This is a genomic window from Tolypothrix bouteillei VB521301 (assembly GCF_000760695.4).
Taxonomy (GTDB): Bacteria; Cyanobacteriota; Cyanobacteriia; order Cyanobacteriales; family Nostocaceae; genus Scytonema; species Scytonema bouteillei_A.
In genome coordinates this window covers 8,808,709-8,834,803 of sequence record NZ_JHEG04000001.1, presented here as the reverse complement: position 1 = coordinate 8,834,803, position 26,095 = coordinate 8,808,709, and the positions used below count along the sequence as shown (strand labels likewise).

29 protein-coding genes and 1 pseudogene are annotated in these 26,095 nt (G+C 41.7%); 14 read left to right on the top strand and 16 right to left on the bottom strand.

What is annotated here, in order from left to right; translation table 11 throughout:
* Positions 1-270 precede the first annotated feature (270 nt).
* A pseudogene (locus HC643_RS36080) lies at positions 271-408 on the top strand (element excision factor XisI family protein); the annotation flags it as partial.
* Positions 409-459: 51 nt separating this feature from the next.
* On the opposite strand, the gene HC643_RS36075 reads toward HC643_RS36080, so the two are convergent.
* The 5 genes from HC643_RS36075 to HC643_RS36055 all read right to left on the bottom strand — a co-directional run bounded on the left by HC643_RS36075 (position 460) and on the right by HC643_RS36055 (position 5,839).
* Positions 460-1,371, bottom strand: a complete 912-nt coding sequence (locus tag HC643_RS36075; protein ID WP_038082645.1) for a pirin family protein — start codon at positions 1,369-1,371, stop codon at positions 460-462.
* Between the two features lie 503 nt (positions 1,372-1,874).
* Complete coding sequence (gene pstB / locus HC643_RS36070) at positions 1,875-2,705, bottom strand: phosphate ABC transporter ATP-binding protein PstB (protein WP_050045547.1); 831 nt, start codon at positions 2,703-2,705, stop codon at positions 1,875-1,877.
* A gap of 82 nt (positions 2,706-2,787) precedes the next feature.
* Complete coding sequence (gene pstA / locus HC643_RS36065; protein ID WP_038082644.1) at positions 2,788-3,690, bottom strand: phosphate ABC transporter permease PstA; 903 nt, start codon at positions 3,688-3,690, stop codon at positions 2,788-2,790.
* A 4-nt stretch (positions 3,691-3,694) separates the two neighbouring features.
* The gene (gene pstC / locus HC643_RS36060; protein ID WP_038082643.1) at positions 3,695-4,627 is read right to left on the bottom strand and encodes a phosphate ABC transporter permease subunit PstC; all 933 of its coding nucleotides are present in this window, start codon (positions 4,625-4,627) and stop codon (positions 3,695-3,697) included.
* A gap of 210 nt (positions 4,628-4,837) precedes the next feature.
* Positions 4,838-5,839 (bottom strand): PstS family phosphate ABC transporter substrate-binding protein, encoded by a 1,002-nt coding sequence (locus tag HC643_RS36055; RefSeq protein WP_038082642.1) that lies wholly within the window; start codon positions 5,837-5,839, stop codon positions 4,838-4,840.
* Positions 5,840-6,548: 709 nt separating this feature from the next.
* On the opposite strand from HC643_RS36055, the gene HC643_RS36050 reads away from it, so the two are divergent.
* A complete protein-coding gene (locus HC643_RS36050; RefSeq protein WP_038082641.1) occupies positions 6,549-7,646 on the top strand; it encodes a Gfo/Idh/MocA family protein in 1,098 nt (365 codons plus the stop codon).
* Positions 7,647-7,665: 19 nt separating this feature from the next.
* Here HC643_RS36050 and HC643_RS42290 read toward each other — a convergent pair whose 3' ends face one another.
* The 3 genes from HC643_RS42290 to psaM form a co-directional block, all read right to left on the bottom strand.
* On the bottom strand, positions 7,666-7,791 hold the full coding sequence (locus tag HC643_RS42290) for a hypothetical protein (protein WP_272900112.1): 126 nt from the start codon (positions 7,789-7,791) through the stop codon (positions 7,666-7,668).
* A gap of 232 nt (positions 7,792-8,023) precedes the next feature.
* Positions 8,024-8,428 carry a slr1601 family putative cell division protein gene (locus tag HC643_RS36045; RefSeq protein ID WP_038082640.1) on the bottom strand — a complete coding sequence of 135 codons (405 nt, stop codon included), beginning with the start codon at positions 8,426-8,428 and terminating at the stop codon, positions 8,024-8,026.
* A 222-nt stretch (positions 8,429-8,650) separates the two neighbouring features.
* Positions 8,651-8,785: a photosystem I reaction center subunit XII gene (psaM, locus tag HC643_RS36040; protein WP_072040725.1), complete on the bottom strand. Its 135-nt coding sequence runs from the start codon at positions 8,783-8,785 to the stop codon at positions 8,651-8,653.
* Positions 8,786-9,076: 291 nt separating this feature from the next.
* On the opposite strand from psaM, the gene HC643_RS36035 reads away from it, so the two are divergent.
* The 4 genes from HC643_RS36035 to HC643_RS36020 all read left to right on the top strand — a co-directional run bounded on the left by HC643_RS36035 (position 9,077) and on the right by HC643_RS36020 (position 12,594).
* Entirely contained in the window at positions 9,077-10,345 is a 1,269-nt protein-coding gene (locus HC643_RS36035) for an FGGY-family carbohydrate kinase (RefSeq protein WP_038082639.1), read from the top strand.
* A 190-nt stretch (positions 10,346-10,535) separates the two neighbouring features.
* Positions 10,536-10,820 (top strand): hypothetical protein, encoded by a 285-nt coding sequence (locus HC643_RS36030; RefSeq protein WP_050045548.1) that lies wholly within the window; start codon positions 10,536-10,538, stop codon positions 10,818-10,820.
* Between the two features lie 225 nt (positions 10,821-11,045).
* On the top strand, positions 11,046-11,711 hold the full coding sequence (locus tag HC643_RS36025; RefSeq protein WP_038082637.1) for a hypothetical protein: 666 nt from the start codon (positions 11,046-11,048) through the stop codon (positions 11,709-11,711).
* A gap of 175 nt (positions 11,712-11,886) precedes the next feature.
* Positions 11,887-12,594 carry a hypothetical protein gene (locus HC643_RS36020; protein ID WP_038082636.1) on the top strand — a complete coding sequence of 236 codons (708 nt, stop codon included), beginning with the start codon at positions 11,887-11,889 and terminating at the stop codon, positions 12,592-12,594.
* Between the two features lie 24 nt (positions 12,595-12,618).
* On the opposite strand, the gene srmL is transcribed toward HC643_RS36020, so the two are convergent.
* Positions 12,619-13,644 carry a PheS-related mystery ligase SrmL gene (gene srmL, locus HC643_RS36015; protein WP_038082635.1) on the bottom strand — a complete coding sequence of 342 codons (1,026 nt, stop codon included), beginning with the start codon at positions 13,642-13,644 and terminating at the stop codon, positions 12,619-12,621.
* Between the two features lie 117 nt (positions 13,645-13,761).
* The gene (locus HC643_RS36010; protein ID WP_038082634.1) at positions 13,762-14,670 is read right to left on the bottom strand and encodes a LysR family transcriptional regulator; all 909 of its coding nucleotides are present in this window, start codon (positions 14,668-14,670) and stop codon (positions 13,762-13,764) included.
* Between the two features lie 118 nt (positions 14,671-14,788).
* Between HC643_RS36010 and HC643_RS36005 the strand changes: the two genes are divergently transcribed.
* From HC643_RS36005 to HC643_RS35995, 3 genes are all read left to right on the top strand, one after another.
* Positions 14,789-15,115, top strand: coding sequence for a YdhR family protein (locus tag HC643_RS36005; protein WP_038082633.1), 327 nt, complete (start codon positions 14,789-14,791; stop codon positions 15,113-15,115).
* 210 nt (positions 15,116-15,325) lie between these two features.
* Positions 15,326-16,045, top strand: a complete 720-nt coding sequence (locus HC643_RS36000; protein ID WP_038082632.1) for a 2-phosphosulfolactate phosphatase — start codon at positions 15,326-15,328, stop codon at positions 16,043-16,045.
* Between the two features lie 368 nt (positions 16,046-16,413).
* On the top strand, positions 16,414-16,680 hold the full coding sequence (locus HC643_RS35995; protein WP_038082631.1) for a hypothetical protein: 267 nt from the start codon (positions 16,414-16,416) through the stop codon (positions 16,678-16,680).
* Between the two features lie 131 nt (positions 16,681-16,811).
* Here the strand turns inward: HC643_RS35995 and HC643_RS35990 are convergent, their stop codons facing one another.
* On the bottom strand, positions 16,812-17,570 hold the full coding sequence (locus HC643_RS35990) for a dienelactone hydrolase family protein (RefSeq protein WP_038082678.1): 759 nt from the start codon (positions 17,568-17,570) through the stop codon (positions 16,812-16,814).
* Positions 17,571-17,915: 345 nt separating this feature from the next.
* Between HC643_RS35990 and HC643_RS35985 the strand changes: the two genes are divergently transcribed.
* The 3 genes from HC643_RS35985 to HC643_RS35975 are packed head-to-tail and all read left to right on the top strand — an operon-like array spanning position 17,916 to position 20,233.
* Positions 17,916-18,260 carry a VOC family protein gene (locus HC643_RS35985; RefSeq protein ID WP_237266026.1) on the top strand — a complete coding sequence of 115 codons (345 nt, stop codon included), beginning with the start codon at positions 17,916-17,918 and terminating at the stop codon, positions 18,258-18,260.
* Between the two features lie 45 nt (positions 18,261-18,305).
* Positions 18,306-19,034: an HAD family hydrolase gene (locus HC643_RS35980; RefSeq protein ID WP_038082630.1), complete on the top strand. Its 729-nt coding sequence runs from the start codon at positions 18,306-18,308 to the stop codon at positions 19,032-19,034.
* The gene (locus HC643_RS35975) at positions 19,031-20,233 is read left to right on the top strand and encodes a glycerate kinase (RefSeq protein ID WP_050045549.1); all 1,203 of its coding nucleotides are present in this window, start codon (positions 19,031-19,033) and stop codon (positions 20,231-20,233) included. The genes HC643_RS35980 and HC643_RS35975 overlap by 4 nt, the downstream gene beginning before the upstream one ends.
* Here HC643_RS35975 and HC643_RS35970 read toward each other — a convergent pair.
* Positions 20,207-21,541 carry a cytochrome P450 gene (locus HC643_RS35970; RefSeq protein ID WP_038082675.1) on the bottom strand — a complete coding sequence of 445 codons (1,335 nt, stop codon included), beginning with the start codon at positions 21,539-21,541 and terminating at the stop codon, positions 20,207-20,209. The genes HC643_RS35975 and HC643_RS35970 overlap by 27 nt on opposite strands.
* Before the next feature lie 155 nt (positions 21,542-21,696).
* Positions 21,697-22,029, bottom strand: a complete 333-nt coding sequence (locus HC643_RS35965) for a pentapeptide repeat-containing protein (RefSeq protein ID WP_167844828.1) — start codon at positions 22,027-22,029, stop codon at positions 21,697-21,699.
* A 483-nt stretch (positions 22,030-22,512) separates the two neighbouring features.
* Here HC643_RS35965 and HC643_RS35960 point away from each other — a divergent pair, with 483 nt between their 5' ends.
* Complete coding sequence (locus HC643_RS35960; RefSeq protein WP_038082629.1) at positions 22,513-24,018, top strand: flavin monoamine oxidase family protein; 1,506 nt, start codon at positions 22,513-22,515, stop codon at positions 24,016-24,018.
* 178 nt (positions 24,019-24,196) lie between these two features.
* On the opposite strand, the gene HC643_RS41845 is transcribed toward HC643_RS35960, so the two are convergent.
* The 3 genes from HC643_RS41845 to HC643_RS35950 form a co-directional block, all read right to left on the bottom strand.
* Complete coding sequence (locus tag HC643_RS41845) at positions 24,197-24,364, bottom strand: hypothetical protein (protein WP_153021579.1); 168 nt, start codon at positions 24,362-24,364, stop codon at positions 24,197-24,199.
* Between the two features lie 52 nt (positions 24,365-24,416).
* Positions 24,417-24,578 (bottom strand): hypothetical protein, encoded by a 162-nt coding sequence (locus HC643_RS41840; protein ID WP_237266024.1) that lies wholly within the window; start codon positions 24,576-24,578, stop codon positions 24,417-24,419.
* 135 nt (positions 24,579-24,713) lie between these two features.
* A complete protein-coding gene (locus HC643_RS35950) occupies positions 24,714-24,908 on the bottom strand; it encodes a hypothetical protein (RefSeq protein ID WP_038082628.1) in 195 nt (64 codons plus the stop codon).
* A 485-nt stretch (positions 24,909-25,393) separates the two neighbouring features.
* Here HC643_RS35950 and HC643_RS35945 point away from each other — a divergent pair, with 485 nt between their 5' ends.
* Positions 25,394-26,089 (top strand): hypothetical protein, encoded by a 696-nt coding sequence (locus HC643_RS35945; protein WP_038082627.1) that lies wholly within the window; start codon positions 25,394-25,396, stop codon positions 26,087-26,089.
* The last annotated feature ends 6 nt before the right edge of the window (positions 26,090-26,095 follow it).

Below are 26,095 nucleotides of genomic sequence, written 5' to 3'. Positions count from 1 at the left end.
TTTTACTAGATGATATTATTGAGAAACAACTAGTGTTGGGTTAACTGATTGGGTAAGCATTTCACTTACTTTCATAGACCCTACAAATAGAATTCTCACTCTAGAGGTTTTTGGTATACATCGACTCAATTTTTATGTTAAATTTATAATCAGAAATAAATTTTAAATCCAGAAGACCTTGAATATCCTGTATTTAAAATTGAGTTTTGTTATGGCAAAATTTATATTTAACTAAGTAGCTGAGCACAAAGAAATAAAAAATATTACGAAAAGATCGGGATTCAGCACGATGGAACAGAAGGAGGTATTGCCAATGAACTTACCAGTCGAGGCGTACCCCATAAAGACATCGTATTAGCTTTTCATTCACCATTCAAACGGCAATTTACTGAATTGGCCGTTAGTTAGTAACTATCAGAAATTCTACACATTCAGTTTTGCTAAGCTGTAGGTCAAGTACTAACTCAACGGTTGCACCTCATTAGGTTGAACTTTACCTGTTTCCAAGACTTCCCCTGGTAGTGGAATAAACTCTGTTTCGTCCGGAACCTTGCCAAAACGCCCTTCTTGCCAATCTCGTTTTGCTTGTTCAATTCGCTCCGGACTGCTAGAAACGAAGTTCCACCACTTGTATCGCTTACCTACAGGTTCACCACCAATAACAATACAACGGGCTTGAGTGCTTGAGGCAATCTTAATGGACTCACCAGACTCTAGAACTGCTAATCTATGTTGTTCTAAAGGTTCGCCGTTGATGCTGAGACCTTCAGTAACGCTGTAAACTGCTCTTTCACTGCACTCATTAGGCAGAACAAACTGCGTTTCAGGCTGTAGCAATACGTCTAAATAGAACATCGGGGAGAAAGTTTCCACTGGAGAGGAGCGATCGCACGCTTTCCCAGCAATCAGTGTCACCGTCACCCCATTTTCACTCCAAACAGGTAAATCCTCAGCCGGATAGTGGCGAAACCAAGGCTCCGTTTCCTCATGTTCATCAGGAAGGGCGACCCAGATTTGAATAGCGTGTAGAGTTGCTTCGAGATCGCGAGTACTTGGGGATCTTTCTGAGTGAACAATACCGCGTCCTGCCGTCATCCAGTTTACTGCACCGGGAAGAATTTCTTGAACGCTGCCTAAACTATCGCGATGCAGCAACACTCCTTCAAATAAGTAAGTTACAGTTGCCAAATTGATATGGGGATGCGGTCTGACATCGACACCTTTTCCTGGTGGAAAAACAGCCGGACCGAGATGGTCGAAAAAAATAAATGGACCAACCATCTGACGATGTTCGTGAGGCAAACTGCGCCGAGCCTTAAAGCCCCCTAAATCCATAATATGGGGCTTGAGGAGTTGACTGATAGTAGACATAAAATCATTTGGCTCAAGTTCTCTTTCACATTAAATATATCTCTATAATCAGTCAGGTGGTCATTGATTATTGTTGGGACTTACGCAAAGCCCCCCTTTTTAAGGTCTGCGGTGGTGTACACAAGTCTTACATAGTGCATTCATTGCGGTTTCGATCCCCCCTATCCCCACGGCTGTTTCGTTCCCGCAAAGGCTAATAATGTCAAGGATAATTTTTAGAGTGTACTCTAATTTTGTCAAAAAAAATTTAAATTTATTAAGTCCAAGTAGGTGGACTTAGCCTGTATAGTCGCGATTTCAATCGCTCTAATTTTGTCAGAAAAAATTTAAATCTATTAAGTCCACGTAGGTGGACTTAGCTTGTATATGCGCGATTTCAATTGCAAACGTGTTTTTCACTCATTGCGATGCTCCCTTATCATTCCCAGGCAGAGCCTGGGAACGAGGGATACAGGCAGAGCCTGGGAACGAGGGACGAGATATGAAGGAGCACCAAAAATTGTTTAGCCGAAACGTCCGCTGATGTACTCTGCGGCTTCCTTAGTTGAAGGAGCATCAAACATTTGTTCCGTAGGGCTGAACTCAACTAATTTTCCCCTACGTTTGTTGTGTTCGTCCACTTCGGTGTTGAAGAAAGCTGTCCAGTCAGCGACTCGTGAAGCTTGCTGCATATTGTGAGTCACCATAATAATGGTGTACTGTTCTTTAAGTTCAAGGCAAAGTTCTTCAACTTGACGGGTAGAGATGGGATCTAAAGCAGAACAGGGTTCATCCATCAACAGCACGTCGGGTTTCATTGCGATCGCCCGTGCAATACAAAGACGTTGCTGTTGTCCTCCTGATAACGCTGTCCCCTTGGATTTCAGTTTGTCTTTGACTTCATCCCATAGAGCCGCTTGACGCAATGACTGCTCTACCAGTTCATCCAAATTGCCCTTGTATCCATTTGTACGCGGTGCAAAGGCAATATTTTCGTATATGGATTTGGGAAAAGGATTTGGTCTTTGAAAAACCATACCCACTTGTCGGCGTAATTTGACAGAATTAATACTTGTGTCGTAAATATTTTTGTTGCGGTAATGGAGTTTTCCCTTAACCTCTGCACCAGGGATCAAATCGTTCATCCGGTTAAAGCAGCGCAACAAAGTACTTTTACCGCAACCAGAAGGACCGATAAAGGCTATGATTTGCCTTTCAGGAATATTCATATAAACTTCCTGAAGTGCCATAAATCCACTGTAGAAAACTCTCACACCTTCGACATCAAAAACTGAATTATCTTGTCGGGATTGTGTTGCGCTGTTTGGTCTGTTTCTTGCGTTGTTGTAGGTCATGATTTAATTGTTAATTGTTACTAGTTGTTAGTTGTTAGGGGTGGGGAGCATAGATTTAATACCCAATCCTCAATCCCCAATATCATCGCAATAGCGAGTATTTTTGTCGGATGTAGATTGCCGCGCCATTGAGAATTAAAATAACGAGCATTAAAGCAATAATAGTTGCTGCGGCTGCGTTAGAAAAACCTGGTTCTGGACGAGTAATGTAGGAGTAAATTTGGATGGGCAATGCCATAAATCTTTGGAACAAACCAGGGCTAAAGGTCAAGAAACTAACGGCTCCAACCACAATCAGAGATGCAGCATCACCAATAGCACGGGAGACTGAAATAATTACACCCGTTAGAATTCCTGGAACAGCATACGGTATGACATGATTGCTAATGGTTTGCCACTTGGTGACGCCCAAACCATAAGAAGCATTTCTGAGAGAATCGGGAACCGCACGAATCGCTTCTCTAGAAGTCACAATAATGACTGGTAGAGACAGCAAAGATAAAGTTAGCGCTCCAGAAATTAATGCAGGACCAAAGCCTAAAAGATAATTGAAAACACCCAATCCTAGCAATCCGTAAACAATCGAAGGAACGCCAGCCAGATTACTAATATTGACCTCGATTATATCCGTCCACCAAGTTTTTGGTGCATATTCTTCAAGATACAAAGCGGCTCCTACTCCTACAGGTACAGAAACTAAAATTACTATCAGACCCAGCAAAAGACTGCTGACAACTGCAGGAAGAATACCACCGCGATCGGGAAACCTCGAAGGTGTTTCTGTAATAAAACCTGGTGTTAAAAATCTTGCCAATCCGTCGCTACAGATATCAAATATCAGGAGAGCAAGGACAAACAAACCAACGAGTAACCCAAGCAAAAATAGGATTTCAAAGACTTTGCCTACTGTTTCTCTACGGTCTATGTTGTCGGTAAAGTCGTCTGCTTTTTGCTGAAAATTCTCTGGATGAATTGAATTAGCCATGTTGTTAATCGTATTTCTCCTTAAAGCGTTTTGTAATCCAGTTACTTGCAATATTTAGAGCCAGCGTTATCAAAAACAAAACGGCTCCAACAGCGTATAAAGTCTTGTAATTCAAACTGCCACGAGGACTGTCTCCTCCAGAAATTTGAGCCATGTAAGCTGTCATAGTTTCTACTGACTCAAAGAGGTTAACAGTTAATTTTGGTTGTTGTCCTGCAGCAATCACAACAGTCATTGTTTCACCTACAGCGCGAGAAATTCCCAGAATAATTGAAGCGGTAATCCCCGAAAGAGCAGCAGGTAGGAGAATTCTGAATATGGATTCGAGTTTTGTTAGTCCCAATGCATATGCACCTTCTCGCAAAGCACCAGGAACAGCTTGTATGGCATCTAAACTAATAGAACCAACGGTAGGGGTAATCATGACTCCCATCATTAAACCGGCACTTAAGGCATTAAAGATTTCTAATGGGAGAAAACTTCGTAAAAAGGGAGTCACAAATAGCAGAGCAAAATAACCATACACTACTGTAGGTACCCCTGCTAGCAGTTCTACCGCAGGACGTAAAATGGCTGCTACTTTTGGTTGAGCATATTCACTCAAATAAATAGCAGAAGATAAACCCAACGGAATTGCAACAGCCATTGCAATCACCGTAGTGAGTAAAGTTCCATTAATTAATGGCCACACCCCAAAATGTCTATCTGCAAATAGCGGTGTCCATTGCGTATCTAAGAAAAACTTAGCTAAGGAGACTTCTTGGAAAAATTCAAACGCTACTTGAAAGATAATGACGACAATCCCTACAGTCGTAAGAATTGAGACTAATCCGCAACAAAATAAAATTGTTGCAATAATTTTTTCTTGAATGTCGTCAGTTGCTTGTTTTTCAATTGAGCGATCGTAACCGTCATTCAAATAATTTGCGCCCCGCATAGTTTGTTAGTTGTTAGTTGTTAGTTGTTAATGGCTAATTGGTACGTTTTCATTAGCCCTCCTTTGTTCGCCAGTTCCAGAGTGTGGGAAACCCCTTCGGGTTCGCCAGTTGCCAGGGCGCGGGAAACCCGCCTACAGCACTGGTCTCACCGCCTACAGCACTGGTCTCACCGCCTACAGGGCTGGTCTCACCAGTCTTCCATTAGCCAATTAAAGATACTTTGTAATAGGCTGACCTGGTTTTGCATCTTTAAAATTAGACCCCGTTTTCTCAACAAGAAACCTCTGTTTTGTCTTGGCATATGCTTCATCGGTAAGTTCAACGTAGCCTGATTCACGAACCCATTTTTTAGAATTGTCTAAATAAAAACTTACAAAATCTCTGACAGATGGTTTGCTGTCTAGAGCTTTCTTGTTGACATAGATAAAAAGAGGACGTGACAAAGGTGTGTATGTGTTGTTAGCAACTTTTGAGGGAGGATTGGGTGTTTCACAATGTCCTTCTAAATTTTGTACGGCTACTAAATGCAGCTTATCTTGATTTGATAGATAGTATGAAATCCCAACATATCCCAGTGCTGTCTCATCCCCCGCGATCCCCTGAACTAGTACGTTTTGGTTGTGGCTCGGAGTGTAGTCTGTGCGGCTGACTTTAGCCTTCTTATTGATGGCTTGTGTAAAATAGTCAAACGTTCCTGTATCGGAAGCGGGTGCGTAAAGCTTCATGGCGCGATTGGGAAATTTTGAGTTTACTTGATTCCATCGGGTAACCTTATTCGTTGATTTAGGACTCCAAATCTTGCTAAGTTCTTGGATAGACAAACATTTCAAAAATGTATTGTTGTGGTTTGCTATGACAGCTATTCCATCAAGCGCTACAGGTAATTCGACAAATTCAATCCTTTTCTTACGACAAGCTTCAATTTCTTCTTTTTTAATGGAACGTGAAGCACCAGCGATATCTATTTGACCGGAACAGAACTTACTTATACCCCCACCAGTACCGCTAGAAGCGACACTGATCTGAGCATCTGCTTTGACCTTTTTGAATTCCTCTGCAACAGCCTGATGGAGAGGATAGCCGACAGATCCACCATCAATACTGACCTGCTTTTCCTTCTCTCGAGCACCACTACAAGCAGTCATGCTTAAGGCAAGCAATATGAGTAAGTTTGGTAAAACTTGATGTTTTAATGGAATACAAGATGACATTCTCACTTGGGTCAACTACTTTTTGCTATGTATACAACACCTACAGGAGGATGTGAGCAGGTGCAGCGATCGCAACCGAATCATTTTAGAATTGAATTCTCAACACAGATTTCATCTCACGTTTTAATACTCGAACGTAAAAATGGCGACTTTTATTTTATAAGTGGTAACTTTGTTTAGAAAATAGCCCCTTCACAAGTTCTCATATCATTAAATTACGGTATTTACATAAGTTTACCGTATAGTTTCCATTAATTGTATTGAAAAAAGTATAAATTTAACAGTACGCAATACTGTTTTATCATTACTTTTTGACATAATATTTATTGACAAATTGCGTTTTAAATGGTAAACAAGCTCCAGTAAGACAGCGCAAAAGACGGTCACTCAGTTATAGCTGCACTGTCACACTTTATACATTAGAGCTTGTAAGAATCTTTTTAAGTATATATAGCAGTCCTATTTAATTTATAAAATTATGAACTACAAAGACGCAAAGAGCACGAAGAAAAGAGAAATTTGACAAATGATTTAGGATTGCTATAGCACCCAATGACTTAGTAAGTTTATACTGTTTTTATAAGTTTACATTCCAACTTATTAAGTGAAAACAAACATTAGTACGATTGAATATTTAATACTTTCTCCTCGCTCGGAGATGCTATACTAGCAGGGATTTTAGATTGTACAATAAGGAAATAATTGAGCAGTGATTGGCGTTGCAGTTGTTGGCACGGGATTTGGGCAAAAAGTTCACATACCTGGATTGAAAGCTCATCCTCACACAGAAGTAGTTGCTGTCTACAATCGAGATTTAGATAAAGCAAAAGCGATCGCACAATCTTACAATATTCCCCATGCCTGCAATGCGGTAGAAGACATTGTTCGATTACCTGAAGTACAAGCCGTCAGTATTTCCACACCGCCATTTTTACATTATGAAATGGCAAAAATTGTGCTGCAATCCGGGAAACACCTACTATTAGAAAAACCCGTCACCATGAATGCAGCTGAGGCTCAAGAACTGTATGAGTTAGCCAAACAAAAGAGCGTTATTGCTTCTGTAGATTTTGAATTTCGTTTTGTACCGGGTTGGCAATTGTTTTCCGAACTCTTGTCTCAAGATTTAGTTGGTTCCAAGCGTTTCATTAAAATTGATTGGTTGGGTTCTTCTCGTGCGGATGCAACACGTCCCTGGAATTGGTACTCTCGTAAAGACCAAGGAGGGGGTGCATTAGGTTCTTTGGGTTCCCATACTTTTGATTACATTCACTGGTTGTTTGGTCCTGTACGCAGATTGAACGCTCATTTCAGTACCGCCATTGCTCAAAGACCAGACTCCAAGACGGGAGAATTCAAGCCAGTGGAAACAGATGATACCTGTATGCTGACCCTGGAATTAGCAGATGGAACTCCTTGTCAAGTCTCCATTAGTGCTGTAGTACACGCACACCGCACCCATTGGGTAGAAGTTTATGGAGAGCGCGGTAGTTTAGTGTTGGGGAGTGAAAATCAAAAGGACTACATCCACGGATTTCACGTTTGGGCTTCGAGTCCCGGTAAACCTTTGTCTGAAGTAGAAATACCCAATCGGTTGTTATTTCCAAAAAACTTTGCTGATGGTCGAATTTCTGCGTTTGTGAGAGTTGTAGACCAATGGGTTCGGGGAATTGAACGCAAGCAGCAAACAGTTCCGTCTTTGAAAGAAGGTATTTATTCTCAATTATTGATGGACATATCACAAGAATCAAATACTAGGTCAACTTGGGTCGATGTCCCTTCTTTAGAAGAATTTTTAAATAAGTAATTGTTCACGGGGTTATTGGTTAGCGATCGCCGAGAGCCGATCGTTCTATACCCAATCGTAGATGTGATTTTATATCTTTTGGAGGGGGTGCGATCGCCACTTCTTTAAGGACAATGTACCTGTCACAGGAAACCTGTTTTGGCAAACACCGATAACCCCGAAAGATTCGGGGTTTTTGTATGGGGCTAAATTATGTAAATTTATGTATAGACGATCGCATAATTTGATTTATTTCCTTAGGATGGTGTGAAAGGTTGTTACACAAATCAAAATACAAACAACACTGGAATACGCTGCATAGATTAAAGCACCGTAGACCCCGATAACATCGGGGTTTTTTATTTATATTTTAGTCTGAAAAAATTTTCAATTACCAATTAATCTGTTTCTGATTGTTCCACTTCTGTGTAGTTTTTGGGGAATACAACCTGACGTTGAGACGGGTCAAATCGGAAACCCTGTTCTTGCATAATCGTTTTACTTTGACGTGGGTCAAAGTTCCGACTAAATTCAGCCTGCAAATCATAAACCCGTCCTTCGAGCTGCTTGACATCAACGCGGATAGCTCTTAGCTTTTCTTGCTGCGACCAGTGATAGGGTAAAAGCTGAATTAAGGCGGAAATCGCTGCTGCTGAGATGACAATATTAACCCCTATCTTTACTGTCGTTTCCAAAGCTAGCACTTGATAAGAGCGTTGGCGAAGACGCCGTTTTGGGCGAGGAGTAACTCGGCGCTTTTCTATTGGTTGCAGCGGTGGTCTAGACGGTTGAAAAGCATTCATGGTAGTAAAAAGATAATCGGAAACCTACACCACAAAAAGCGCAGCTGCACTTATTGCGATTTTATGTGCTGTCATATTACTTCATTTTTTCAACTTGGTACACTGAGATTCTGGTAAAAAATCCTGGCTTTACAGATACAGTTTTCAGTTGTGATGACACCAAGCCGCAAGTGCCTAAAAACCGTACTTGTAAAGCCAGGTTAATAACCTTCTAGAAGAAGGTTACGAATTATAAAGTGATGTTGCTAAACGCCAAGCTAGAACACCTGGGATAAGCGCGACAACAAGAGCGATGTACACTTGAGTGTCTGAAATACTAGTAATTTCTGCCAGATAGAGCAGATTTGCTATCGACATGGTTTAAACCTCACAATCTCAACGATTTTGAACAGTTCGTTTACTACTTTTCCCTGTTTTGCGAAGATTGGGGAATAGGTTGTTACAAGATGCAACATAAACAGTTGTAGAGACGTGCAATGACACGTCTCTACGTCAAAAATTCACCTATAAAACTCACAAAAGTCAAGTAATGTTCATAAAATTTATTAATTAATTGGGAAGACGACCGATAGTTGGGCGAGATTAAGCCCAAATAAAACTTTTTCAATCCACGCATCCACTCATCTAAAATTCAAAATGGTATAACTTATGAGCTTGTATTTGGGCATAGACTTCGGGACATCAGGTGCAAGGGCTACAGTCATTGACAAAGAAACTTGTACCCAGTTTGAGGGACGCTATCCCTTCGATATGTTAAAAGCCTTTGACTTAGCACACGACTGGAAAAACGCTTTATTCACCTTGCTTGAGGGAATTCCAAGGGAGTTAAGGCAAGAAGTTAGAGCGATCGCAATTAATGGTACATCTTCGACAGTTTTGTTGTGTGACAGCGAGGGTCAACCAGTGGATACACCTTTGTTGTACAACGATGCACGAGGATCTGTGGTGATGAACGAGTTAAAAGCGGTAGCTCCTCCCAATCATACAGTTTTAAGTGCGACTTCCAGCCTTACCAAACTTTTATGGATGTCACAATTGCCATCTTTTACGGAAGCAACGTACTTCCTGCACCAAGCAGACTGGCTGGCATTTCTTTTACACGGGCAATTAGGTATTAGCGATTACCACAATGCACTAAAGTTGGGTTATGACGTAGAAAAGTTAGAATATCCCGATTGGCTCAAACAATTGCAAATTCCAGTTCGCCTGCCAAAAGTCATCGCTCCCGGTACACCCATTGTAGAACTACGTGCTGACATTGCGGATAAGTTGGGTTTTCGTCGCGATTGCTTGGTTTGTGCGGGTACAACTGATAGTATTGCAGCTTTTCTTGCCAGTGATGCAACACTCCCTGGTGAAGCAGTGACATCTCTAGGATCGACACTGGTACTTAAGCTGTTAAGCCGGACTCGTGTAGATGATGCAAGATACGGAATTTACAGCCACCGCTTGGGGGATTTGTGGTTGACCGGAGGTGCTTCTAACACTGGGGGTGCAGTCCTCAAGCAATTTTTTACAACTGAGGAGTTAGAAAGCCTCAGCCAAGAAATTGATGGGTTGAAAGCAAGTCAGTTGGATTACTACCCGTTATTAAAGCCAGGGGAGAGATTTCCCATGAACGATCCAAATTTGTCTCCACGATTGGAACCGCGTCCGGATACCCAGGTGGAATTTTTGCATGGGTTGTTAGAAAGCATTGCTCGGATAGAAGCACGGGGATATGAGTTGTTGCAGGATTTAGGGGCTGATAAGTTAACTCGTGTTTACACGGCTGGAGGTGGTGCGGGTAATCGTGTTTGGAGAATCATTCGGGGGCGTCTTTTGCAGGTACCCGTTGAGTGTTCTGTGAATGCAGAAGCGGCTTTTGGAACAGCTCTGTTGGCAATGCGGGGGATTTCATCATTTGGGAAGCCTTGACGCATCTGAATACTGCTCAGCTGTGCTCCCTCGAATTTTCTTGACACAAAGGGAGAAGGGGGGAGGGTATGACTAATTTTTTCCATTTTTCCCAAGTGTGAGAATCTGCAAATTCTATGCACGACAGCTTAATTAAATTCGACCGAGTTTTTCAGAAAATTATAGAATTGTTAAAATACGTAAAAAACCTTTGCACGACAATAAGGAGCTAGTCAAAGGCGCTGTCTTTGATGAACCGTTACTATCCCCTACTCCTCACAAAAAACCAACATCCAAAAATTTAACTGAGGACAAGAATAAAACTGTGTCTGAAAAATTCAAAGTAGCACCTAAAGAACCAACTGTTGGACTAACCGCAGACCTTGCTGAAAATCAACAAAGAAAGCTGTCAATCTTTACTGCAAAGAATGGCAGGAAGAAAGCTGAAATCGTTAAAATGCTTTTAGATGAAGCACTTGTGGATATTGAAGATTAATACTTAATACAATAAGTAATATAGAGAAGAGAGAAAGTGTTTGATGATTTTCAGGAGATAGAGAATGAACGTGTAACCTTTGTAATATTTGGGAAAATACTGGTACCGACGCGTTAGCAGCTTGCTTTAAGCTATTTTATAAGTAATAACACGTGCATCAACACCATTTGGTTTTGGCTGCTACTCTTATGCTCTTAAAAGAAAATTTGTACTACAAAAGATTCTATGTTTGACTATAGGGAAAATCTATTGAAGGCTTTGAAGGCAAACACTCCTCATATTGAGGCTATCAAAATTTTATATGAATTGTTAATAGATGGGGCAAAGAAAAACTGCTTATCCAGTGTGTGGAGTCCATTTGGTTTCTCAATCATATATCTAAATCCCCCTACGTCTACCGATATTGTCCGGCTTCATATATGGCTCTCAAATATGCGTCCGAAGCAAGTCCCTGATTGGCCAATACATTTCCATTCTTGGACATTATATAGCAGGATTTTGTGTGGAAGCGTCACCAACAATATCTATGAAGTTCAACAGAATCGTAATGGCGATCGCGAGTTGTATCAAGCAAAGTATATCAACAATAATTCTTCTACACTTGAATCCACGGGTGTGAGAGTTTCTTGTAAATTATTAAAAAGCAAAACGTATCACGCCGGTCAAAGTTATTTTGTAAAGCCTGGGGAGTATCATTCTGTTGATGCTGGAGAAAATATGTTATGTGCAACTCTTGTACTCATGACTGACCAGAACAGCGATATTCCTTGTATTGTTGGAGATGTTAACCACAGCAACGACTACACATATGAAAGAGAGATTTTAGACGGTGAGCGATCGCTTAAAATCATCAACGAATTGAGCGCTACACTTTCTAATATTTATTTTTAAATAATCTTTTCACAGAAAATTTTTTGCGTTCTATGCTTGTTCCAACGTTACAAAGTAAAGGTTAAAACAATCTAAATTTTTATTGACTGGTTACATACTCCTAGTTTCTTCAATGATAATGTTTTACTGTTAACTAAGTGTCAAGTATATTTATTCTTATTTTTAGGAGCCACTTATGAGTCAACAGGAATGGTTGATTGATGAGGCTGTTACGCCCGACCTTTCATCTTTTGAAGAACTCGAAAGCCAACTGAATTCTAGCCCACGGAGTCGAGATGTTACCAGTCAACCAGAGGCTCCAAATTTGGCTGTAAGATTGCAGGACGTTGTGATATGGGATACGAAAAAGTGGTTTGGAGATGCAGATATGCGACTCGATGCATTGGTGGTTCACGGTCACGCCATCGCAGGGGACACATCAAGCATTTACATGCCACAAACGTTTCGTTTTCCTGGTGTTAAAAGTCGCGATCGCTTGCCAACAGGAGAAAATGGTCTACTGATATTTTATGGTAAGGCTCTATACTTCTTAGATATTTTTATTACAGTATCTCGCGATCGCGGTGAATCAGAGGACTTAGCAACATTACTTAACAAGCAGTTGCAGTCACCAGATATTCAAGGATCTTTAGGAAGTTTGCTTGGGTTAGCTGTTGCTGCACCACAAGTTAGCACGGTGACTGCAGCTATGTCTGCAGCCTCGGTGCTGGGCAATTTTACTTATCAAGTCTTAAGGAAAGTCACTGGTGATACCATAGGTCTTTATCGTACCTCTTGGTTGCAGCATAAAGATGGTTTTGGAATTGGACGTCATCCACAAGAAGGAACGCATCATGTTAAAGATCTGTCCTTTTGGTATGAAATCGTCCAAGAAGGAACTTAATGCGCTAAAGCACTACTACGAACCTCATGCGATCGCTGGCAAACCCTGATGAATTTTCTGGTAAACTAATTCCCGCAACATATTAGCTTTTTGATTTGTGATGGAAGTGCGGAGGCTTTGGAGAGTCATTCGCACGAGCAAATTCTTTTGATGGGGTTGAATACCCAAACGTTGAATTGCTTGTGGTGGAAGTTGGTGATAGTGAGTTTCGCTTAAAATATCTACGGACTCTAAAAGTTCTACGTCATCTCCTAACGTTTCTACTATTTGTTCGCAAATATCTTCTAACTCGACATCAAGCCCGGTCACAATGGACATATCCCTGTAGATGCTGGGTTGATTGGATACCTGATGGTAAAGTTCTAGGTTGGTCATCTGCTCTGCAATTTTAGGATTGGTGCTTCGCAGCAAGCGAATATCATCCATTCCCTTCACAAGCATTACCAATCGGTCTAATCCCCAACCTGATGCTAAGCCTGTATATCCTGGTTTTAGTAAACCGGGATGAGCTTCGCCACACTCTCCTACTTCAACCCATTTGCCATTGACTAAAACCTCTATTTCCAATCCATGATAAGTGTATGGATGTGAGGTTTCGTTGAGACGGTAAGATACCCCAGGAAGAACTGCATGGAGAATGATTTGAACAAATTTGATTAAAGCGTCTCTACCCAAAGCTTGATGTTCGCTTGTCAACCACACGTCCATTTGGTGCGGTTCACCTACATGACGTTTATCTACGACATCCCGACGGTAACAAATACCGGGATGGAGGATCAGCTGTTCTCCCTGTAATTTCGGGAGTAACTCTGGCACGATTGTAGTGGTGTGAGTTCTTAGGAGTCTACCGTCGTTTAGGTAGCGCGTGTATTTTGGCGATCGCGACAAACTATCTGAAGGGAAATAAAGTTTGTCGAAGTTATTAGCAACTGTGGTGATGGGTGAAGAACGCCAAATTGTTGGTTCTGGATATCCGGACGCTTGAAGAGCCTCAGCTATTTTATAGACGATAAGATTTATGGCGTGAATGCCATTTGCTGGGTTCGTCAAGTCCGGCTTTAAAAGTCCCGATAGTTCATTTTTTGCCTCTCTTTGTTGTTGTATTACAATTGAACTACATATAATAGTAGCACAATATATCAGTTAGTATTTTCTACAATTTTGCATTTACAATTTCGGAAAATCAGAATTTGTTTTGCTCAGTTGGCTCACAACATTAAGAAATTGCTGCAAAACTGGTGTTTCTTCCTTCTCATTCCACACGATCGCAGTTTCGATTGGAGGTGTCGGATGTGCGATCGCCTGATAAACTAAACCCGTGCGTTGAAGATTCTGCAAAGAAGATGGCACAATTGCAACTCCCATACCTGCAGCCACAAGTCCGATAATTGTCTGCATCTGAATTGCTTGTTGTGCAATCTTTGGGGTGAAATTTCCTTGCTGACACAGAGCCATAATTTTATCGTATAGCCCTATTCCTAAGTGACGGGGGAATAAAATAAACGGTTCATTTGCAAGAGATTGCACTGCAATAGGTTCTTGTTGTGCTAAAGGATGGGTTTGGTATAATGCTGCAATGAGTGTTTCTTGCTGAATGCACAGGTAACTCAGCTCGGTATCTTCCAAAGGTGGATACACAAAACCAACGTGAATGCGGCGATCGCGAAGTGCTTGTTCCTGTTCGGTAGTTGTTAACTCCTGCAATACCAATTCCACATCTGGAAACTGTTGCCGAAATTCCTGTAATATAACAGGCAATACACTGTAGATTGCAGGACTGATAAACCCTACTCGCAACTGTCCTATCTCTCCCCGCCCCGTGCGTTGAGTAATCTGAACTGTGCTCTCCAAGTGCGCCAACAGTTGATAGGCTTCCTGTAAAAATACCCTTCCCGCTTCCGTCAGTTGCACCTGTCGCTTAGTTTTGCGATGGAACAATTCAACTCCCAATTCTGCTTCCAACTGCTGAATTTGCTGGCTCAGAGGCGGTTGGGCTATATGCAATCGCTCAGCCGCCCGACTGAAGTGCAGATCCTCAGCGACAGCAATAAAGTAACGGAGGTGTCGCAGTTCCATATTTTTGACTAACGGAGTTCTCAGAAACTCTGTAATAATACCCTTGTGATGCGTAAACCATTCGTTATTTACGATAAGGTATAAAAAATAAATTACCAAAAAAAAAGAAAGGCCACAAATGTCTGTAAATAAAGTATTTATATACGCCGAGTATCAAGTCTCTATTCCCTTCACTGACATTGACTGGGGTCACACTAATATAGAAATGAAAAAATTTCCCGGATTAAAATCAAAAACTTGGTTAAGTGGTATAAACACTAACACTGTTGGTGGGTTTTATGAATTTGACTCTATCGAAAATGCACAAAATTACATCAATAGCTTGTTAATTCCATTTGCAAAACAAGTTAATGGAAATTTGACTGTAAAAATTTTTGATGGTGATATTACTAAAGAAGCCAGTATAGGTATGAGTTCCCCTTTCTATTTAGAAGACTTTCAATAACTATCCAACTCACAGACTTGCTGTTTTTGAACCACTCTCCATACTAAAGTGACTGAGATGAGATTCGAGCAAAGGTGTAATTGACGCTTGTGCGGCGAAATCACCAGCACGCTACCTGTTATCGGAAGTTGTATCTGCTTTTAAAAGCGGACTCAGAAAACAGTTGTTGAGTTAAAATACTACTGTTATTCTATAAATTTACCGTAATTTATGATTTACGACCAAGCGGAATTTGACTTACGCTCTGAGTGGGGCGCAAAAGGAGTGTCTCAACTAGCTCCCATCAGTGATGTTATTGTTATAGTCGATATCCTCTCATTTTCAACCTCTGTAGAAATCGCCACCAACAATGGTGCAATTATTTATCCATACCAATGGAGAGATGATTCTGCAGTTGATTATGCACGGTCTGTACAAGCAGAATTGTCAAAAGGTCGTTTAGCCAAAGAAGGTTATTCGCTTTCTCCTGCATCTTTAATGCAAATTCCTACAGGAACTAAATTAGTTGTACCGTCTCCCAACGGTTCTTCTCTAACATTGCTGACTGGGAAGACTCCCACCATAGCCGGTTCCTTGCGAAACTTTAAAGCTGTAGCCCAATTTGCTCAAAGCTATGGACGCCGGATTGCAATAATTCCCGCAGGTGAAAAGTGGGATGATGGGACACTGCGACCAGCATTTGAAGATTTGATTGGTGCTGGAGCAATTCTAAGCGCGTTAGCAGGGAGTTTATCACCGGAAGCAGAAACTGCTGTAGTCACATTTCAAAAATTTCAGCACGATTTGCGATCGTATTTGAAAAAATGCAGTTCTGGAAAGGAATTAATTGAAAAAGGATTTGAGTTGGACGTTGAGTTAGCAGCAGAATTAAATGTTAGCAACTGTGTACCTTTGCTTGCTGAAAATGCTTATGTAAATGTAAATGCTTAGAATTGGCTCGTCTGTTTTTGCTACAGCCCTATCAAGTTCTTTCTCTTTATAGAGAGGATGAAAAACACCCTCTCTGTTAGCTTCTGGGGCGGCTTTATCCCTACCTAAGGTATTTAAAAATTTTCATCATGATTTAGGCTGTCTGCGTAATATTTCTTAAAACGAAATCTCAAGATATCTCAGTAAAATTAAATTTCTGTAAAAATACGATCGCAAAAATCTTACTTAAGAATGAGGCGTTCTTAGCTACTAACTACTAACTACTAAATCTCAACTTTCAATTAACAAAAGAAGGCTTTACATACTCTTTAAATTTGGCAGTCCAAGATAGTGTAAAAATTAACTGCGTAAGTATCTGTACCTGAAATATGAAAGTTGACCCAAAATACAGCAACCCAAACAAATTCTGGAACAGACTGGGCTTAACGGTAGTTACCGCAGGAGTCATAGCAGGCTCTCTATCTATTTGTTACTTGGTATACAGGAACAATTTTGTTGACCAAAGTGGGGCAAAACGGGTGCAGGTAGAACAGCAAAACAAAACGAATCCCAAAGTGGAGCAATACCTCAAATATAGCGAGTGTCTGTCAGAAGGTGGAACTGAGGAAAAGTGCAACCCTCTTCTTCATAAGTAACGAGCGGCGAGCGGTAACTGGCGATCGAGAAAGAGAGTGAGGAACTGTTAGCTAAATTCTACTAGAGAACTTAGCCTAAATGCTTTCTGCCTTGCGCCATCTGCCTTTCTTCGGTAAATTAACCTTTTAACTCAACTGACAGATTGAGCTTTCCGAAGGTTTTTTTGGAACAGATCAAGAACGTGTGTCCAAGCATCGGCTGCGGCTTCGGGGTTGTAATCAGCTCTCTTATCACAGAAGAAGCCGTGTCCTGCTTCATAACGAAAAACCTGATGCGGAATTTGGTGTTTGTTAAGTTCGGCTTCGATTTGCTCGGTATGCTCTACTGGAATTCCTTTGTCTTGAGTACCAAAGAAAGCGTATATAGGATTCTTAATCTCAGGAGTACTCGCGATAGTTGGAGTCCCACCGCCAGGAGTGGAGTTTACGATCCCACCGCCATAAAAAGAAGCCGTAGCTTTGATATCTGGAAGTGTTGCAGCCAAGTAAACAACGTGACCGCCAAAGCAGAAACCTATGGAGCCAATGGCATCTTTCTTAACATTTGGCAAAGTTCTTAAATAAGCGATGGTGGCTTGAATATCGCTTATCAATTCGTCTGCTTTGGTTTGCTCCTTGTACTTTCTCCCGACCTGAATGTCTTCTGGGGTATATGCAGCCTCAAAACCAGGGGCGACGCGTTGGAAAAGAGCGGGTGCGATCGCTACATATCCTTCTTTTGCCAATCGCTCGGTCACTTCTCGAATGTGAATGTTGACCCCAAAGATTTCTTGAATCACAATGACAGCAGCGTATGTTCCTTCACGAGTTGGCTCAGCTAGATAGGCGTCTATTTGTAAACCCTCGTTGGGGACTCTAACGTGAGTGGTGCGAATTTCTGTAGTTGTGATAGTCGTCATTTCAGGCAATTCCTTGCAATTGATATTAGAAGAGGAGTTTGAGATATCTCATGCATTATACTACGGTAAATCTATCGAATTATGCAAATAAAAAACGAGATAAGTGTTACACTGTATAAAAAATCTAAGTAAATTAGAAAAACAATGTATTATTTAGAGCTTGAATAGTGCAGTACAGCGTCAATAAATCCTAGGGTGCAAAGTCGCCGTACTCCTACCATTGTGGTCGATTTACCTAAAAAGGGCTGCGATTGGCGATCGCACCTTCTGTCTTGAGTGTTTCTTTCATTTGGAGAAAATTTAAAGATGTGGATTCATGGTGTTCATCATATTCAAGTGACATCTCCTGCTGAAAAGGAAGATGCTATGTTATTTTTCTACAGCCAAGTTTTGGGTCTAACGAAAATTCCAAAACCTCCAGAAATCAAAGCATTTGGAGGTGCATGGTACTCTTTAGGAGAGACTCAGATTCATATCAGTCTGGAGAAGAACCCCAGTAATGAGACATCTCGGAGACATATCTGTTACCAAGTTTATAATTTAAATGCTTTTGAGGAACATCTTAGAGGCTATGGGATAGAAATTCTTCCGGATGGCAATCCAATTCCAGAGTGTCGGCGGTTTTTCCTACGCGATCCGGCGGGAAATCGCATAGAGATAGCAGAGTTTCTCAATCAATGATAAACCTATACTAACCAGCAAAAATTTTATTGAAAAATTATCAAAATGCTGCAAAGATTTATTGATAATTTTGACGCCATTCTTCTTGACATGGGGAACACTTTTATGTTCGAAGTGGATCGATTTTCCGATATGGAAAATTTCGGTTCAACCTATCAGCAGATTGGGGGCAAATTTCTGTCAGAAGAGGCAGTCAATGTTATTATAAGAAAAATTTGCAACACCATGTTTGCAGATTACGGAAATCCTCGCTACTATGAAAATTTTTCTTCCGTTGCAAGTTATTTAAAAACCATAATTCAGACGCAAGATTTACCCCGTGATGAAATTGGTTTGTTAGAACAAGTATTTGCAATACACGAAGCGGGAGTGATATCAGAACCGTATATATCTATCTTACATCAACTCCGCCAAACCCACCAACTAGGAGTTGTTTCTAATATTTGGTCTACAAGCGAATTGTACAGGAAAGAATTTGAACGAGTGGGAATCGCTCATTTATTTGATGCGATCGTCTTCTCTTCAGACTATGGCTGTATTAAACCGTCACCTCGTTTGTTTGAGAAAGCTGTTGAATTGTTAGCGGTTGAGCCATCAAAAATTGTTTTTGTTGGTGATAGCCTCAAGTATGATATAGCTGGAGCACAAGCCGTAGGTCTATCAACTGTTTGGATTAATCGTTATAGTAAGGATTTGAATGAGAGTTCCGTATGTCCCGATTTCACGATCGAACATTTACAAGAGTTACTTGAAAACCATTGGAGACAGACTTGAGCAATACTGTTCGCACTCACAATATCCATTTTGTTCTCGCCCCTGATTCTTTAAAAGGTTCGTTATCTGCAATTGCTGCGTGTGCAGCAATGAAGCTTGGAATACACAGAGCAATGGGAAAAATTCCATACCAGATTAGTGCAGTACCCCTTGCTGATGGAGGTGAGGGAACGGTTGAAGCCTTTATTTTGGGTATCGGTGGAGAGGAACGCATCGAAACTGCAAGCAATCCTTTGGGAGATCCAGTCCAAGCTAAATGGGGCGTGCTGCAAAATGGACAAGCAGTGATTGAAATGGCTCAAGCCTCTGGACTAACACTTGTTCCTCAAAGCGATCGCCGTCCCAAGGAGGCTTCATCTTACGGTACCGGACAACTAATTCGGGCTGCATTAGACGTTGGTTGTCGCAATCTCTTAATTGGTATTGGCGGTTCTGCAACAACTGATGGCGGTGCAGGAGCGTTGCAAGCACTGGGGGTACGCTTGCTTGATGCGGACGGTCAAGAATTACCAAGAGGGGGATTTGCTCTGCATCGATTGGCAAAGATCGATCTGACAGATTTGGATGTACGACTTCAAGACACTCAAATTACCGTTCTATCTGATGTAGATAATCCGCTTTGCGGAGAGAATGGTGCAGCATATATCTACGGACCTCAAAAAGGGGCGACACCAACTGATGTGAAAGGACTGGATGCTGCTTTGGAGCATTTTGCCAAAATCGCTGCTGCTACAACTGGAAGGGATTGCAAAACTGTCAAAGGTGCAGGTGCTGCTGGGGGTATGGGTTTTGGGTTAATGACTTTTTTGAACGCACAACTAAAAGCTGGTATTGACGTAGTGCTGGAAGCAACACAAATAACGCAAAAACTAGAAACTGCTGACCTAGTACTGACAGCAGAAGGCTCAATTGATGTCCAAACTTTACGTGGTAAAGCTCTGTCTGGCGTGGCGCGGGTAGCGGGTGCTGCGAAAAACGGTAAAGGTGTTCCAGTTATAGCGTTCGGTGGGACGGTACGCTTAACAAGCGATGAATTGCAAAAATTAGGAATACTCGTTTCTTTCCCTCTACCTGATGCACCGCTTCCTCTTGGAGAATGCATACAACGGGCGGAAGAACTATTAGCTAATGCGACAGAGCGAGCGATCCGGTTGTGGTTGTGTGGTTTCACGTCATCGGGCTTCTACAATCATAGGTAATCCATTTTTGGGACGAGTATTGAATCTGTAAAATGTCTCGAATTGATATCCGGGGGCGACTGTAAGTCGATAATTTTGCAAAATTGTTGCTAAATTGATTCGCATTTGCATCATCGCAAATGCATTGCCAATACAGATGCGGGGACCACCTGAGAAAGGAAGGTAGGCAAATTTGGGAATTGCGTCTTGGCGTTCGCGATGGAACCTTTCTGGATTGAACTCAAGTGGGTTGGGGAAGTACTCCCGGTTGCGATGTAACGTCCAAGGTGCAATCAGGACAACACTGTTTTTAGGAAGGGTATAACCTTGGAGCACAACATTTTCCACTGCTTGACGGGGTACCACAGTTGTTACGGGTAACAAGCGCATGGATTCTTTCAACACCATTTCCAAGTATGGCATTTGCTCTAAGTCAGATGTTGCAATCGCTCTTTGACCCAAAACTCTGTCAATCTCTTCAAACAATCGTGCTTCCACTTCTGGATGTTGGGAGATAAGATATAAAGTAAAAGCCAACGTATGCGCTGTTACTTCATAACCTGCAGCAAATAAGTTCGTGACTTCGTTGTAAATTTGGCGATCGGTAAGAAGCCCTGTCGTATCTGTAGCTTGAGCCTGAATGAGCACAGATAAAACGTCATCGTGCTTTTCAGACGATTGACGGCGTTCTGCAATTAATGGGCTGAAATAGCGACGGCTTCCCACCATCAGTCGTTTCAATTCCCAATTGCTGGGAATTGGCAACCAAGCAGGTATCGGAAATCCACTAATGCGCTCGGAGAAGAGATCGACGAAGCGGATAATTGCCTGACCTGATACTTCATCACGCAAATCCCGACCAAATAAAACTTTAGTTGTAATACCTAAGGTCAGATCCATCATGGCTTTGGGAATGTCAAGCACTTGACCTGGTTGCCATTGAGACGTCATAGCCCTAGTGTAATTAAGCATGATATCCGCATAGACGTTGATGCGTTGTGCGTGAAACACGGGCTGAATGGTAGCGCGTAATGCTTGCCACAATTCTCCATCACTGGTAAAGAGATTTTCTCCAAAAAACTCCTTCGCTGTATATTTTACGGTAAAAGGTTTTTGAAATTTCTTGGATTGCTTGAGCAGAATTTCTTGCACCAAGTCAGGGCTATTGACAAAATAAGCTGAACCAAGAAATCCTAGAGGAATGCGAAGGAAGTTGCCTTGTCCCGCCAAATGCTCGAGGTATCCAATCATATCCTCTTGCATGGCTCGCATATGTCCGCGATTGGTTTTACCGACTGGAGTTGTAGCAGTTAAGATGTTTTGAAGCATCGGATTTTTTGTAACAATATTTGAGGTTGACATAGGGCGAATGGCAAAGAGTAAAACTTTTTATACTGTTTGGCTATAGAATCATATATTTGTGCCATTTTTTCCCTCTTTTGCACATTTTTAAGATTAATAACCATCATAATCTACGCAATCTCTCAGAGGACACTTCCTCTCAAATCGGCTTCGGTCAAATTGCACCAACGCAAATTAGCAGAATACAAATTGGCATTCCTGATGACAGCGCGTTTCAAGCAAGCTTGTTCCAAAACGGCTCCAAACAAATTGGCTCTGGTCAGGTCTGCTTCAGTAAAATTCACCTTCTTCAAACAAGCTCCACTCAAATTAATTTCCTGCAAACACAGCCCTCGAAGGTCGATTTCGTTCCCTTCAACATCCGAAGGGGATTGGAGCAACTTAATTCCTTGGAAGTTACGCTCCCCTTGGAGATAGCGTCCAACCAATTCTTCTGGAGTCATTACCAAAACCATTATTTTACTTCCAATTTTTTTTCCAATAGTATTGGATCTTCTTGGCGCTACACAATCCTGGTTGAAATCAAAATGTCGCAGTCGGGCAACTCAGTCTACTAGAATTTTTTACACATTAGTCCAATTAGTTTTCAGTTTGACCGTTGGACTTAATTAAAGCTAAAAATGCTTGGCGTGCAGTTTCTTCTGATGAACGCGAGAGGATATAGAAGATGGTGTCTGTCTTCATTCATTACTGCTTTTTCTTTTTTCTTAAAACACACGTACTATAAAGCAACGCGATCGCACTCAAGAGAGTTGGGCTCTTGCTCGCTACACCTCCATTACTACCAAAAATCCCGCCGTCAGAAAAAGTCAGTTTCCGTCAGTATCCGTAATAAATAGTATTTAATTTATACATTTAGATTCAAAAATTACGTAATTGCCTTTGGCAAGTTGAATCCTAAATCATGAGACAAGCAACTAACCAAAGGGGATAAAACAATGGACGCTAACACGATTAAAGAACAACTCCAACTCATCAACAGCCAATCCGAGAAAAAGCACATTACAATTTTAGGCGCAGGAATTGCAGGTTTGGTAGCCGCTTACGAACTCGAACGCTTGGGTCATACAGTTGAGATATTGGAAGGTAGCCCTCGCATTGGCGGACGGGTGTGGACGCACCGCTTCGGTAATGAACCCGATGCACCTTACGCCGAACTCGGAGCAATGCGTATTCCTGGCGACCACGAACTGACATTACATTACGTTCAAGAAATGGGACTGAGTGACAAGCTGTGCAAGTTTATGACCGTGTTTGAAGAAAGCAATGCCAAAATGAATATTGATGGCAAAGTTATCCGCATGAAAGATGCACCCCGCACCTTGCAACAAACGGAAGGTGGTCTGTTGACTGACACGCGCTACAGCGAACAAACTCGCAATTTTGCCGCTTGGCTCAAAACCATTATTAATACCATCGCTCCTGGCAATCTCCGTTCTGATTTTGAGCGCGATTTACAATCTCACTTAATGGATGAGTTAGAGCGCTTGGATTTAAATCCTTACTTCAGCGAAGATGGTGAAACCATAGATTTGCACTCATTCCTGACTCAAAATAAGAGTTTCCGCGCCAAGTGTTCCCAAGGGTTGGATATCTTCCTTGGTGACATCATGACCGAAACCAGCCACGACCTGTTGCAACTTAAAGGTGGAATGGATCAATTAATCCAACGCTTGGCAACTTCAATCAAAGCAGATATTAAGTGCAATGCTGAAGTGGTAGCGCTGCGAGTAGAAAAAGACCATACCCAAATTACTTGGAAGCAAAACGGTCAATTGCACACCAGCAACTGTGACTACGTATTATGCACCATTCCCTTCTCCATACTCCGCAAAATGGAATTGAGCGGTTTTGACGAGCAAAAGTTAGACTCCATCCACAACACAGTTTACTGTCCCGGAACGAAAGTGGCATTTCATACCAAGGAAGCTTTCTGGCAACAAGAAGGTATCAAAGGTGGAGCTTCCTTCAGTGGTGAAGGCGTGCGCCAAACCTACTACCCCTCAGTTAAGTTTAACCCAGAGCGTGGAAGCGTCATGTTAGCAAGCTATACCATCGGTGATGATGCCGATCGCATGGGCAAAATGTCAGAGCTTGAGCGTTTTGATTACGTGCAAAACACAGTCAGCAAACTTCACCCCGAACTGAATGTACCCGGTACAATTGTGGACAAAGCATCCATTGCTTGGGGTGAGTATAAGTGGAGTGCAGGCGGATGCACCATTCACTGGGATGATAGCGAATCCAATTACTTAGCAGCACAAAGACCCCAAAACACCCTGTTCTTTGCAGGCGAACATTGCTCTAGATTCCCCGCATGGCTGCAAGGTTCTATTGAGTCTTCTCTCGAAGCTGTTCGCGACATTGTCAAGCACGAGCAAGTTACAAAGTCCACTGCTGTTAACACTATTTCTCGCACCAACCGTCAGTTGGTAACAGTTTGAACAGTCACTACTCGAGCGATTAAGAAAATTTAACAGTAAGTCGATTGTTTTATACCCTTTGGTTCTGACCCGCCACGTGCGGGTTTTTTAATGGATGGGTTTTTCTTAAAAAGCGATTAGTTGCAACTAGCGATCGCTTGGATTTGTGGAAGGTTTGAAATAGCGGTTTCAATCCCTATTAGGGATTCTTATCAGTTGCAACTATCGATAGCGTACCTCGGAGGGGTTGACGGTCACGTGACAATGCTCCCCTATTGAAGCAAGCAAGTAACAAGCAGGCTAAAAATTGCTCTCCCGCATACCCAGATGTTTGTATTCCACCGTCAACACCAGATTTAGATTGCAAAGATATTGAGTATAAAAACTTCAAAGTCTTAAGGTATTCAGAGCCTTGGCTTTCATGGATTGACGCGGGCAAACGCCAATGAAATCTCGTTGAGGTCAGCATAATAGTAAGTAACATCGCCTTCAGCTTTGCTGTTGCCCCTTGAGCGATAAGCTTCGCTTATCGCCAAAGGCGTATCGCACTTACCACCTGCTATTAATTTTGTCATCTCCACAAGTCCTTCATTTTGTGACTGTAATTTGAATAGTATGAATCGCCAAGGATTGAGACAGATTCACATTATGTGTAATTTCTAAGTTGAAAATTCCCAGTTGAAAGGCAAGCCATAGGATTATCTTTTGTAATGATTTCATTTAATGCTCTGTGTTTGGCAGAGCATTTTTTTAGGGGAGCGATATTTAATCAGTTTGGTGATGCTTGAGATTAATTCCTCAGTTGTATCTATGTCAATTCTTTCCAAGATGCCAACAGCTACAAATACAGCGCCTGAAACACTTGGGTATTTGTTTGTTACCTGATGAATCATGTTTTCAGTTTCTAACATTGATTCTGTCAGGGAAAGCGGCTTGCACGCAAATTTTATTGTGATATAGTTAGCTAAAATAGCTCTCAGTAATCGCAGGTCTGCGATCGTTAGATGTGTCGTTTTGTGGATGAACTTGGTTGTATTGAAATAGGAGAAAATCAACAGATTAACTCCTGGGTAAGAGCTTATGGTTATGGTGGCACTGTTTACTAAAGTAAATCTTGTTAACCCAGTATGGCAGCAGCATTGCAAGATTTAGATGCAGGCATTAAAGCATATATGGACGAGAACGGTATTTCAACAAGGATGAGTCTATTGGGAGGTCGAGCGTGCCACTAAAAACTCAAACGGCGATCGCCAATTATTAAATATTAGCTCGTCATTAAAGATTTCTCAAAATCTATAAGTCGAACACTGTTTTTAAAGAAATGTAAACCAAGTAAAATCAGGCATCGCTTTCAAATGAAGATTGATTTTGAAGCAGTACAGTAATCGTTTCAAAAATGAAAAACGGTATCTTTAAGTGGGTTATCATCTGTGTTTTGTGTGCTTTGTGTGCAACTTCGCTTCCCGCTTTTGGTCAGGGTAAGAGCACACACAGTTCCTTGACAAAAGAAGCTCTCAAAAACCAGACTGCAAAGGCGTTTCCCAATTTTCCCTTGGTATACTTTGGCTCGGGAAGATTTAAGGAAGTCGGCAATCCCCAAAATCAACTAGTGTCCACATACGAGTTTGATATGAACCTAGGTGTCAACCGCGAACTCGCCTACTATATTGACAAGGAGGTTCTGATCTACAACGTATATGACCTCGATCCAGGAGATGGGAAAAATCCAGACAAAGAGTACTTTATTCAAAAAGATCCGAACACCAAAGTGAGCACCTGTACCCTCAACCCCTTTCCACTGCCTAATGTCTTCAGCCGCGACTGGTGGTTAGCTAACAACATGGTTTACGAGGGCACAACCACTATCAACAGTTTCGCTGTCGATTGCTGGAAAGGCATGATTCCTGGAACGGAGATACCCGCCCGGTTCTGCAATCGTGCAGACAAGTATCCCGAGTTTGCTCCTATTCTCAAGAAAATTGGAACCTTCGAGTTTTACGATCACTATGGCGAGTCTAGGGAGGAAGGAAGCTACCCCACCGACTTTTTTAAGGTGCCCCAACTGTGCGATTCTTTAAGCCAACAACATTAGACACTT